The sequence below is a fragment of the Nocardia sp. NPDC049526 genome, assembly GCF_044465765.1.
Lineage (GTDB): Bacteria > Actinomycetota > Actinomycetes > Mycobacteriales > Mycobacteriaceae > Nocardia.
The window spans coordinates 241,331-255,076 of the sequence record NZ_JBITMA010000002.1 but is presented as its reverse complement, the minus strand read 5'-3'; the positions used below and the strand labels follow the sequence as shown (position 1 = coordinate 255,076).

General features: G+C 67.1%; 1 protein-coding gene (running past one end of the window). It reads left to right on the top strand.

Annotation, left to right across the window (positions count from 1 at the left end; genetic code table 11):
- Positions 1 to 4: 4 nt before the first annotated feature.
- Positions 5 to 13,746, top strand: the beginning of a protein-coding gene (locus ACIBW7_RS05845) for a helix-turn-helix domain-containing protein (protein ID WP_397044560.1). 14,101 nt of this gene lie beyond the right edge of the window; 13,742 of the gene's 27,843 nt are visible here — the first part of the coding sequence; its start codon is at positions 5 to 7; the stop codon falls past the right edge of the window.

The window sequence follows — 13,746 nt, the reverse complement described above, 5'->3', positions numbered from 1 at the left end:
GCCGGTGGACGGTTCGTGGTCGCTGAACCCGGTCGTGGAGCTGCGCCGATTGTTCGAGGGTTTGCCCACCGTGGTGCGGCGCCCGATCGAAATGGTGGTCTTCGGGGGAGACCTGCCGCGCGCCGACGTGTCCGGGATGCGGTGGATGGCGGCCGAGCTGCGGGCCAAGGCAGCCGCCATGAACGGTCATGCGGAGGACGCGGAACAATTACTGGCGCAAGAGGATTCGCTCGGCGCGCTGGGTGACCGAGTGCGCGAGGTATTGCGTCTGCAACACGAGGGCGCGGCCAGGCTGCGGGAGGAAGCGCTGGCTTTGGCCGATCAAGCGCACGCGGCCGCCAACGATGCGGAGAAGACGCTGTGCGTGATGTTCGTGTTCGGCATCGAGCTCGCCTGGCGCATCATCAAGATGCTCTCGACGGCCGCCGCGGCCGGTCCGGCCGGAGAGCTTGCGGCGGCTCCCTTGGTGGATTCGATGCTGGTCGAGGGCCGAGGCAAGGTCGCGCTGATGCGCGCGGGCCTGGAGCAGGCCTACAAGGTGGGCGCGGCGAAGACGGCGGCCCGCCTGTCGGCGTTGGGGCCGTACCGGTTCGCGTTCGCGGTCGGCAAGGCCGCCGCGCTGCCCGCGGGTGCGGATCTCGGGGTTCAGCTGATGCAGGTCTTGTCCGGCGACCGGAACCCGATCGTCAAGGGCGCGAACGGGGAGAACCCGACGGGTATCGATCTGAAGTCGATCGAAGCTGCAGGAGTGTCGGGCGCCGGGGGTGCGGTGGGCGGCATGTTCGCGCCCAAGGTCTTTCCCCGTCTGGAGACCAGCCGCGCGACGTTCGGGCTGGTGCAGGGGATTGCGGGCGCGGTGTCCGGTCTGGGTGCGGCGGCGTTGATCACGGGCTGGCCGGAAAACTTCGAAGATGTTCTGGCGTCGCTGCTCAGCGGCGGAGTCGCCGGAGTCGTGGATGTCCACGGTGGCGCCCATTCGGATCTCGGTTCTCCGATCGGGGAAGTGGTCGACGGCAGCGGGGCCCACGTCGCTCCGGATCCTTCCACGGTGAGTCTCAGCAAGGAAGCCGTGATGCGGCTGGCGGGGGCTCCCCAGGGTACGAAATCGCTGGCACTCGCTCCGACTGCTCCGGTGGACAGCAACGGCGGCACCACCCCACATCTCGCGAACTCGGCCGTGCCCGGCCATGCTGGGGGCGCCGGAGCACTGCAGCCGGGACGGAACCCGGTTTCATCGGGGCCGACGACAGCTACGGGTGATGGACAGCACGAGCCGGACGAGTCGGGAGGCCTGACGAGGCGCCTCGCCGATTCGGCATCGGGTGCGCAGGCTCCGGCCCCGGATGAAGACGCGAACGATCAGGCGAGGGCGGACAGGCAACCGGGCGAGCCCAATTCGCCTGCGCGGCAAGGCGACCACGCGCCGGAAGACCGTGCCGGCGATCGAGAGCCCGGTGTAGACCTTCCCGCCGGTGGTGATGAGCCCTCCGGCGGCGGGTCGCAGGCCGGTGGGGATGTGCAGGGCGGTAGTGGCGCTGCGCAGACCGGTGCTCCTGCGCACGCCGGTGCAGATGCGCAAGATGGTGCTAGTGCGCATGGCGGCGGTGCGCAGGTTGGTGGCGCCGGAAATGCACAAACTGGTAACGGCGGGCAGTCCGGTAGTGGCGCGGGTGCGCAAGCTGGCAATGGGCAGGCCGGTGGTGGTGTTCACGGTGCTGGCGGAGGTGGCAATGCGCAGGCCGGTAGTGGTGCGCCGGCTGGGGGTGGTGTGGCTTCCGGTGCGGTCCTGTCGAGCTCGGACGGCGACCACTCCGGTTCGGAACCGCAGCAATCGGCAGATCACGGCGAGGACGACGCACATGCGGTCGGTGGCGTCCGGAGCCCCCGGGCTCCGGACAGCGACGGTGCGACCGGGCACGAGCCGGCGGCTGCGCGGCCGGGGCGGGGGTCGGCGAAGGTTGATCCGCCGGTGGAGGTGGGCGATGCGTCCGGCCGCCATGCGGGTGGTGAGGGCCCGGCCCGGGTTACGGCGCCGAAGCAGGCGGACGTACCGCCGGCACACGACGCGCCGTCTGTGGCGCACTCCGAGGATGCGGTGCCCGCTGACGCGCGCCCGTCCGGACCCGACCGCCCGGTGGAGGAGCTGGCACAGGAGCTGGTGGGTTTGCCGTCGGCGGATCCGGCGACGAAGCGGGACCTAACCGCCGAGCAGCAGACGCAGTTCAAGGCTGCGGCGAAGAAGGCGCTGGCGTTGTATCGGCTGCGGCAAGAGGAGTTGGCCGGTGAGTCGTGGGGGCAGCGCAGGCACGCGATGGAGCATGGCGATCGGGTGGAGTCGCTGCTGCGGTACATCGACGCGGTGCGCGAAGGTACCGGGAAGACGCCACGGTGGAATCAGATCAAGGCGTTCCTGCTCGGCGAGCACGGGTTCATGCGGCAGATGGGCACGGGGCAGGGCAAGTCCATGGTCGGTGCGCTGGATACGTTGGGGCAGTTGTCGCGCGGGGAGCCGGTGGAGCTGGCGAGCGGCAAGTCGGTGCGGGTGCATCATGTGATCACCACGACCGAGGTGCTGGCCAACGAGGGGGTCCGGGAATTCGCGCCGATGCTGCGCAGTCTCGGGTACGAGGTCGCGCGCTGGGATCCGCACAATCCTCCAGGCGAGGCCGAACACCCGACCGTGTACTACATGACCTACGACGAGCGCGCGACCGCCGAGCTGTTCGACCGGCCGCCGCCGGGAAAGACCGCGACCATCGATGAGGCGGACGCGGTGCTGGTGCACAACCAGACGGTGCACTACCAGTCCGAGGGGCAGCGGGAGATCGCCTCGGAGGTCGAGGCCGCCGGAGTGTACCGGGTGCGGGACTTCTTGAAAGCCGTCTTGCGCAGCAGAATCACGGCGGCGAAGGACCTGTCGGTCCATCTCGAAGAGGCACTCCACGATGGGCCGTTGACGGCGGAGGGGGCCGGAGCGGTACGGGCGCTGTCGGCGGAGGAGATCGGGGCGGCACGGACGCTGACGGCGCGGTTGCTGCGCGAGCAACCCGAGCAGTGCCTCGACACGGTGAACCGGTTGTGGGAAAGCTACGCCGGGCGGAAATTCACCGCCGAGGAAACCGAGATGGCCCGTGCTTTCCTGGACGTCAAGGCGGGCCGGTTGAAACTGAATCGGGATTTCCAGATCTTCGGAAAGGATTTCGAGAAGAAGGTACAGATTCTCGATGAGTACGGGAAGCCGCGCAGCGATCCGAAGATCGGCACCGAGAGCCGGTGGTTCGGCGGCCGCCACAAAATGGTGGAGGCAATGTTCGGTGCCCCGGTGTATTCCGACGGGACTGGATCGAAACACGTCACGGTGGAGGACGTCCTCGGCGGGTATGAACAGTTGCATCTGATGTCGGGCACGCTGGAGCGGAGCGTGGCGGAGATCAAGGAGAATTTCCCGGTTCAGGGCGGTTTGGCGAAGGTGGAGGACTTCGGCCGGTCGAAACTGGTGGGGGAGCAGGATCGGATATTCCTCACCGAGCCGGAGAAATTGCGGGACGCGGTGAGCCGGGTGCAGCAGTTGCAGGCCGAGGGGCGGCCGGTGCTGGTGATCTGCCCGTTCAACGATCTGGCTCGGAAATTCTCGCTGATGCTCACCAAGGCGGACGTGGAACACAATGCGATCGACGCCCGGTGGTTCGCCGAGCACCGCGACAACAATGCCGCCGAGGAACACCTGCTGTCGGTCAAGGACACCGCGGGCGTTCGGGGCTCGGTGACCGTTGGCACGGGGATGCTGGGCCGGGGTTTCGACGTGTCGATCAGCGACGAGGTCAATCAGCTGGGCGGAGTGCACGCGCACATGCTGGGGCGTTCGCCGACCAATCCGGACGAGGACCATCAGTGGTCGGCGCGCGCGGGCCGCAACGGCCGCAACGGCAGCTTCTGTTTCAACGTCGCCACGTCCGACCGCCTCTACAGCGAGGCGCAGCATCACGGTGCGCGGGTCGCAATCACCCACTATCGGGCCGCGGTGGCCAAGCACACCGAGGCCACCACCGAATACACCGAAGCCGCCCGTCAGATGGGCAATACAGATGCGGCACAACCGGGGGAGGCCGTGCAGTCGGCGCGGACGAAGGTCGCTGCCACCGCGGCCGATGTCGCCGCGGCCGAGCGGGAGATGCGCAGCCTGACGGCCCCCCTGCAGAACGACGCGGCCGACCGCGCGTATCTGCAGCGTGCGATGCGCCGAGCCAACCAGGCCCACGCGCCCCCGATCGCAGGAGATCTTGCTGCCGGCTCGGCAACCTCGCCTCAGACCACCATCGCTGCGGGCCTCCACCACACCGGGCCGGACACCGGCCACGCCGGGGCGGATATGGACCGCGCCGCGATGGAGGCCGTGCACGCCGGGCCCGACGCCGTCCAACCGCACCTGCGGGGGGACCGGTTCGCGCGGCTGGCGGGCTGGCTGGGGATCCCCGCATCGGTCCAGGCGGCCGCGACCGTGTTCGACACCGACGATGACGACGACCCGTTGAGCCGACTGCTGGAACGAGCAGGCATCTCCTCCGCTGCCGTGGAAGCGCTGAACCAGCACCTCGATTACGCCCCGCCCGCGGCGGTGATGCACGCGGACGCCCTCACCGACGAGCAAGCGCTGAATCATCTGATGCCGCAGCGCAACCGGCTGGCCGCCGAACTCGGCTGGGAACCCGCCCGGGTCGCAGGCGCGGAGGGCGTGCGCCAAGTCGGTGCCGCCGTCGACACGGCCCGCAAAGAGCTGGCGGACCTGCTGGACGTTCCCGCCACCGAGGTGAACGCCGCCACCGCCCGCGACGGGCTCGCCGCCGCGGTCGCCCGCCTGCTCGACCCCACCGAAACTGCCGACGACCCGGCCTCCGAAGTCCTCGTTTTCGCCGCCTCCACCTACCTGGCCGTCACCGCCCTGCTCGACCTCACCGTCGCCATCCACCAGCGCAGCCCGAAGAGCTGCGTCAACAACGGCGTGACGATGATGCGGGTGCTGTACCCCGACAACGAGCACGCCTACCACCTGCCGGACGACATGCCACTGCGGGGCCACAACGCCGATGACACCGAGCGGGCCTTCGGCGGAGCCTTCCGGACATTCGGGTCGCTGGACGCGGCCGCCGAATCGCTGAAAGAGTGGCCCGGGGGTAGCCAGGCACTGGTCTACAAGTGGGTGAACAAGGGGCAAGTCGAAAGCCACCTGGTGCTGCTGGTCAATGACAGTGACCGGGCCGACGCCCCGAACCTGGTCGTCCTGGACATAGCGGCCGCCCCCGGCGAGGCTCCGATCACCCCCGCCGAGCTGGCCAAACCTCGCGCGCTGCTGAACAAAGCCGTCCCGTTCGAGCAGTGGCACCGCGAACAGCAGCCGTACATCGACCTACTCGATGAGGCGGACCGGTACATCCTCGCAATCGAATTCGACAGTACGGGCGAACCCCTCGACCGTCTGTCCACGACGCAGCGTGCGGTCGTCTCCGCCCAAGATCCTGGTTCGCCCCCGCCATCGCTGTGGTCGAGCCGCGCTCCACCGCCTCGGCGGGAAGAGTTCGCGCTCGCGGGCCAGCGCCCGCCCGGCGACGGCTTGTCACCGGACGGCTCCGTCCCGGCCGAGTCCAGAGACGCGGAGCAGACGCAACCGATCGAGTGGCCGGACCCTGGCGAGGTCAAGCCGTTCGGTCAATGGCTCGAAGCTGCCCGCAATTCCCGGGGCATGTCTCGCAGGGAACTGGGCGCCCGCATGGGTGTGCCCGGTTCGGCCACATATATCGGTTCATTCGAGCGCGGTGTCAAGCCGACCCGCGAAATGATTGTGCGCATCCTCGATGCCCTGGATGCCCCGGCCGACGTAGCCGAGGCGGTGCTCCGGGAAACGTTCACAGCGGAAATCGACAACCTGCCCGATCCCACAGATCCGAAATTCCCGCACCCCAATGCTTGGCTCGTTGCCGCGCGTAAGCGTCGGAAAATGTCGCAAAAGGAATTAGCCGCTCACGTCGGCCTGAGCGTGACCCAATGGGCACCGAGAGAACGTGCCACGAACCCCCGGACCAGGGCGTATCAGATCACTCAGGAGCAGGCGCAGCGCGCGCTCGAAGCCCTGGCAGCCACGGAGGAGGTCGCCGGCGTGTTCATGCAGCGATTCTATCCGGATGCCACATCGGAGACCGCGCCGCCGAACAGTGGTCGCGGTAATCCTCCCGATCTCATCGGCAGTCGTCCGCCGGACGACGAAACTCCCCTTCCGACCTGGCGTGGCGTCGATCCGGTTCCACCGCACGATGCGGACGGACCGCCCGGTCGGCCGTCCACGATCCCAGCGGACACACCCGAGCAGCCGGAGCGTCCCTTCCGGATCCTCGACGACCCCGGGATGTCCGGTGACCGCGAAGTCGAGCCCGGGTACTGGGGCCATTACGGGGCGGCGGGTGTTCTGGTCCGGCACGTGAACGAACTCGGTGCGGAGCTGTTCCTGGTTTGCAGATCGAAAGCCGGTTTCTCCCAGGGGAATTGGCAGCTTCCCGGCGGGGCGCTGTGTTCGCGGGAAACGCCGGCCCAGGGCGCGGCCCGCGAGATGAGCGAGGAACTCGGCGCGAGCGGGGAGTACCTGGCTGGCCTGGCCCATGTCGGGACGCATGTCATCCACGGGCCACGCGGGTGGAGATACCACGTCCTCGTTGCCGATGCGCCGCAGCGGCTCGATCCGGTGGTGGACGACAAGGAAATCGCGGAGGCCCGCTGGGTGAGCCGCAACGAGCTGATCGCGATGGCCAACCGCACCGAGTTGCACTCGGCGCTGGCAAGGAACCTGCCCCGAGCGCTCGGCCTGTTCGATCCGGGCGCGGACGACCCGGGCGAAGCACCGCCGGTCCCCGACTCGACGTCTGTCATGCCCGCCGAACCGGTGCGCGCTCGGCGGCAACCGGCCTTGCGCGCCCTGGACCGCGCGATGCTCTACGACTACACACAGCTGTACGAATTCGGGCGAGCGTCTTTCGGTGATCCGTCACGCACGCCCGAGGTAGCACGACGCAATGAGGAGTTCGTCGCCCGATATCCACAGGCGCGTGAGCCGGCCGTACACGGCCAGCTGGGGCAGTACCACGCCCTGCTTCGGGAGATCGGTGATCTGGCAGACGACCTCGGCCTGAGTGTCACCGAACTCCGCGCGCAGATGACCGGCGAACTCACCGATCTGGTCGAGGGCAAGCCGCTGGCGCTCCGGATGAGACAAGAGGCCCTGTTCGGCCTGCTCGCCGACGGTCGGTTCAAGACACAGTTCGAGGGCACGGTCGGTGGTGGTCGCCAGACCGATGTGGCGCAGCTGGAGAACCGGTGGTTCGGCAACCCCGAAGACATGGATCCGCGGCTGCGGCCGGTCTACGGGCACGTGCTCGTCGACGGCGAGCGCCCGGCCGGGCTGTCCGACGCCAGCGTCTCGGCGGGGCTGCCCGACCTCCACATCAGGCTGCACACCGAAAAACTGGCGATGTACGGCCGAATCGATCTGGTGTTGAAAGACGATGTCCGCGAACGGGCCACGTTCTGCGTCGGTGACTCGCTCGTCTACTCCGGCTCCGTGTGGGGGGGTAAACCGACACGAACCGTACCCTCGCCGCTGCTGGACCCGCAGCCGGAATCTTTCGGCGCTACCCCGTTGTCCGCGAACGCCACCGTGGAGGATCAACCCCTACGCGGAACGAATCGCGACTACTCCGGCCAACACTTCCGGCGGCATCAGTTCGTCGAATGCCATATCCACGGCGGAATAACCCTCGCCGACATCGATCACATCAACCTTCCCGAACCACCCGATCCGGAGTTGCGCGCAGCACTCGAAAACGCAGGCGTACCGTGGCGCGTCCTCGACAGCCACGCCATTGCCCGCAGCGGTGACCCCGAAGCGATCGCGAGAGAAAAGCGGCGACTCGAGGAAGACCTCGCGATGATCGAGGCCAGGGTCGCCGACATCCGCCGAGAGCTCGACGCTACCGAACGACCGGATGCCCCGCGTCGGCTGCGGGAACTGTCCGAACGCGTGCGAGTCGAGCTGCGCAACGCCGATGCGATGCGGACCCGGATCATCGAAATGCTCGCCCCCCTCGACGCCGGTCGCATCGGCAGCAGTCCTGATACCGAACCGGACGGACCGACAAGCTTCATCGGCAACCGTCCCTCGGACAGCCCGCCCGGCCGGCTACCAAACGTGTTTTCGCCCGACATGTCCGTGGCGGACGTTCGTGCGGCGGTAGCGCAGGCGCTGAGCGATCGTGACGCCGACGGTGCGTCGGCGGAATTTTCGTCGCAGTTGCCGGATGTCGCCGCGATGCTGGTGCACTACGCTCTGCAAGCTTCCGGCGGAGACGGGGCCCGCTTGTGGTCGAGGACGATGTGGACTGCCACCGGATACGCGGTGCACGGGCGGGTCGAAGGGCTCCGAATTCCCGAGCCGAGAGGTGTGCTGGCGGACAGCTGGGGCGGTGAGGTGTTCGGCGAATTCGAGTGGACCGATCCGGGAGACGGATCGGATCCGTCGTGGTCGGTTCAGTTGTGGGGTGGTCGCAAGCGCTTCAACCGGCTGGCTGCCGCTTTGCCGGCGCAGTTGGCCGGCTTGGTACCGGGTTTCGCTGTGCATCGGGCGGGTTCGCTGATAGCCGAGGCGGTCGAGGTGGCATCCAGCCGCAAGGGTGTCGGACGCGGCGGGACGCTGGCTGTCGAGGCGCAGGGCATCGAACTGAGGGTGCGGGTGCGAGAGGGCGTTCTGCCCATAGCGGGGGTGCCCGACAAGTACGTCGGCACCATCACCCGGGACGGACCGGACGGCCCGCAGGGCTTGATCGGCAGCAGGCCGCACGACGACGGAAACACCCACACCGCGCCGTTCGATCCGGCACAACCGGCGAGTATCTGGAACCTGCCATCGACCGAGCAGCTGAGTTTCGTCCATCACTCGGAAGGCCATGCGGGCCACAATTTCCGCGTCGAGTACAACGGCGACGCCATCGGCTTCTGGCACCCGCGCTTGCCCGACAACAGGGATACGCGGTTCGAGATGACGAATCGGGTCAATGCCTGGCGCGTCGATCACGAGATGCTGCGCCTGGGTCTCGTGCCCGATGCCAGGGAATGGACCGGCCCGGCGACGCTCGACGGAATCGACGTGCCGCGGGAAGGAACGCTGCACGCGTACGTGGCCAACGACGGCCCGGCGTGCGAAAAGCCGCCCGAATCCGGGGAAATGCCCGACCAAACGCTACGGGTACTGCGCAGCTCGGCCGGGAAGGCGGTCGCTGTCTTCCACTACATCATGGGGTGCTTCGACGGGAACCACCAGAACGCCCTGCGCCGGACCGACATTGCGGAAGAGTTCACGTTGGGAGGGGGCGCTGCGAACCGGATCGCGGTCATCGATACCGAGTGGATCATGGATGGTCCCTACATCGAATCCGACTACGTCGTGGCAAACCTCAGCATCGACGGCGAGGTCCACCCCCTGCCCTCCGGCCTGATAGCACACCTTCGAACAATCGATCCGTCCGAGTTCCGGCTCTTCCTCGGGACCCTCGGCTACACCCGGCACGACGCAGCCCGAGCGGCGAACCGGCTCACGGAGATCCGAACTACCGGCCTGATCACTGGCCACAGCAGCGATCTCGACATCCAAGACAGCCGCGAAAACGTAATCAGGCCTGCCCACGGACCCGATGGTCATATCGGCGCCAGACCGACCGGCCGAGCCGAGACCGCACCGACAGCGTTGCCCGACGGGGCGGACACAGGCCGCGGAATCGATCGCGACAGGGCCCAGGAGACACCCGATGTGGAGCGAACCCAGGCGATGCGGGGACGTCCGGGAGTCACGATCGAGCTGATGACCTTCGAGGACGGTGTCCAGGTCCTCCGTGAGACCTACGCCTATGCCGAACACGCCATGCAGGAGTGGGCGAAGGCGCTGATCGGCCGGGTCATGGGAGCACCGATCGCCGAGGTGCGCCTGAGTCCACCCGAATATCATGTCCTCTACCGCGATTATCAGTATGAAGGAGCACGTCGCGACCCCCGTGCGGCCGACATGCTCGGCATCTTCGCGGCCATCACCGGCAAGAAGAGCCCCTTCGCCGCCGCCTTCGTCCGCCATGTCGACGGCCGCAGCGTGTGGCAGGCCCATCACCTCGGTCGGCAAGATATCGTCGATATCGGACAGCAGGTGGATCGCCTCGGGGACGAGCTGGAACAGCTGGCATTTCCCGGGTCGCTCTCGCGGACAGTGCTCGATACGCAGATGTCGGCGATGCGCGCGCTGCGCGCGCTGGCACAGCACGCCGAGCATCCGCTGCGCATGGCCGGGCTCGACGACGAAACAAAGGCCAAGGCCCGGCTGGTCGAAGACTTCGCGCTCGACCACCCTTATCTCGAGCTGGCCGGGTTCGACAGTCCGCACGTCCCGGTGGCGACGGTCGGGGAAATCCTGGGGAAACTGGATGACCTGCTCGGAAGGTACCGGTACGCCCCCGGTTTCCAGAAGCTCATGACCAATATTCGCAAACTGCGGATCGACTTCCTGTTCGGGTCGCGCGCCGAGGCCGAACCCGAGCAGGACAAGCACGGTACGGATGGCGAGGTTTCCACCGTCCGGACGGAATTGACATTCAGTTTGCAGTACGCGGCCGATCGGGATGAGGCTCGCGCTGATAACGACCGTCGTCTCCAGTACGGAGCACATCCGAGCAGTGGCCAACCGTATGCAGATGACGTCTGCCACGAATTCGCCCACGCGATCGACCAAGCCACCGGCGGGGAACTCAGCCGGAACCTCACCACCGTGCTGCGCAATGCCCACGCGAAGCTGAAAGAGCGCGGCCTGATGGAGAGTTACGAGAAATGGCGCAATCGCCTGCCGTCGTACGCGTTCACCAACTCGGCCAAGACCACACTCAAAGAAGGCGAGGCCATTGCCGTCGGATTCGCCGACGCGGAGATCAACGGCATTGTCGTCGGCACCCCGCAATGGGTGATCCACGAGTACGTCACGAAACTTCGACCGCCGGAAGTCGAGTCGGCACGCCCCACCACGCACCGGCCGGACGGTTCCGAAGGTTTGATCGGCAGCAGGCCGTCGGATGGCCCGATCGACGGCGCTGGGCGAGCCGACGAAACCGGCACGGACAGCACGGTCGCCCGCCGCAACGCCGGGCTCGAGGATCATCACGACGGACCGGGCGAGCGACGCACTCCTCCTGGCGCGAGGTTCGCAGAGCTCATAGACGACGGTCTCGTCGCCGGGGTGGCACGCACCGATTCGTTGCCGGGATCGCCGGGAGTCAAGTGCGAACTGGTGACCTTCGGCAACGGCTACCAGGCCGTCAGGGAGACCTACGATGCCGCAGGCAACGCCACGGTGGAATGGCTGAAATCGTTGATCGGCGGTGCCATGGGCGCACCGGTTGCCGACACATGTCTGCAGCCCGGCGACTACACGGTCCTGTACCGGGAACTCATTCCCGGCCGACCGGCGGACATGGTGCTCCCGCAGCCCACGGCCCGAGCCTACGACTGGGGACTGGTCCACGATGACCTGAACGAACAAGAACGGGAGCTGGCCGCCGCGCTCGGCCCCCTGGACCGCCGGTATCTGGACGCCGCCCCCGGGGATCTACTCGGGCTGTTCGACGCCGCAACCGAGACGAGGCGCAGCACTCGGCACTGGAGTATCGGCCCGGACGGCACTGTGCTGGCAGGGCGGGGCGCAACCACCGCCGAGGATGGCGGACCCAGCCCATTCGCCGCGAAGTTCGTACAGCGCGTCGATGGCAGGGCGGTGTGGCGAGACCACCACCTCCCACGGCAAGACATCACGGCCATCCGGGAGCAGGTGTCCAACGTCGGGGAACTGGTGGAGCAGCGGCTGGCCGATCTTCCGGAGACGCACCGGAAAATGCTGCACGACACGCACCAGCGAGCGCTGGCGGCGCTGGCTCGGGTCGAGCAGCACGCTGTCCACACCACGGAGGAGACCTCGCATGTCAGCGGGTTGAGCGCGGACGCGCAGGCCAAGGCACGGTTGGTGGAACAGTTCACCCTCAACCATCCGTACTTTGCGATCGCCGGTCTCGAGCACCCCCTCGTGCTCGTCGAAGCCGCGCGGGAAATCCTCCAGACGCTGGACGAACTGCTCACGAGATACCACTACACGCCCGGGTTCCGCAGGCTCATGACAAACATCCGCGGGCTGCGGATCGACTTCCTCGACGATCCGGACATCAACGCCGAGACCGTTCCCGGCGGCCGCGATCGGACCCAGTGGATGACGTTCAACATGCGCAGGGCCGCCAACCGAGCCCAGGCCATCGAGGACGACAGCGAAGACAGCGCGACCGGTTACCACCCGAGCAGTGGACATCCCTACCACGACGATGTCGTCCACGAATTCGCGCACGCGATCGATCACGCCACCGGAAGGCGTCTCAGTGCGAATGTCGAAACCGTGCTGCACGACGCCTGGGAAGCGCTGCGGCGGCACGGCCTGATTGCCGAACCGTATGACGCGTGGCTTCGGCACCTCCCGGAGGCAGCCTTCACCAGCACGACGAAGGAGACGCTCGCCCCGGATGAAACCGTCGCGGTCGGGTTCGTCGACGTGGAGATCAACAGACCCGTTGTCGGCACCCCGCAATGGGTTGTCCACCACTACGTCACCACCCTGCGGCCGCCGGAGGTTGCGGGGGCGGGCGGAACGGCCGATCGCCTTCGCCCCGCGCACGACGAGCCGGAAAGTCGCGGTACGGACGCCGATTCCATGGACGGCTACATCGGCAGCAGGCCGGTATCGGATCCGGGCGATCGCTCCGACCAGGACGTCGCGGCGGACCCGGTGGAAGGCGCCACCGACAGTGATGTCGAACCACACATCGCAGATGAGGGCGCGATCGGCAGTGAATCACCCTATGATATGCCGTTCCACGCGGGGGATCTCACCGATCAGCAGATGACGGGGCCTGCTCTCGTTCCCGAGCAGCTTCTGCTCACCCAGGAGCATGCCGCCGCACTGTCGGATGCACTGACCGAACGCGATCAGGCAGTCGACCGGATCACCGATCAGGTGCGCGAATTGGAGCAGGCGCTCGCGGCATTGGTCGGTGAATCGGGAACGGTAGACATGATGTCTCTGACCGGTGTCCGCGATGAGCTGAATACATTCTTGGACCAGCAGTTGGCCGCATACGCCGAAACTCCAGAGGGACGGCGTGACCAGATGATCGCGACCCTGCGTGACGTCACCGCGCTGCCACGTCTCGACGATAGCGATATTCGAGTGCTTGCCGAGATAGTCCCGGCTAAGCACAGTGGACTCGCCGCGTTCCTTCCCGGGGCGAAAGATCGTTATGCCCAGGCGTTGCACAGCGCGGCCCGGGTTCGGCTTGCGGAACTGGATTCGCGTCGGGTGGAGGCCTTCCGAATCGATGACGCGATACGGCGTTTGCAGCGCGGAATCCAGGGTCAGCTCGACCGCGCGGCAGAGGTGCTCTATGACCGCGGTTCGCGCCGGACGGTCCAGGGTTTGCTCGACGACATCGATTCGATGCGGTCCGAAATATCGGCGGCGTGTCGGCATATCAGCGTTGGATGGCACGACATCCCGGGCGACGGGCTTGCACCGTTGCTATCAGAGATCGCCCGAGGTCTGCGTACCAGAGACGATGTAGTTGAAGCAGTAGCCGCCAT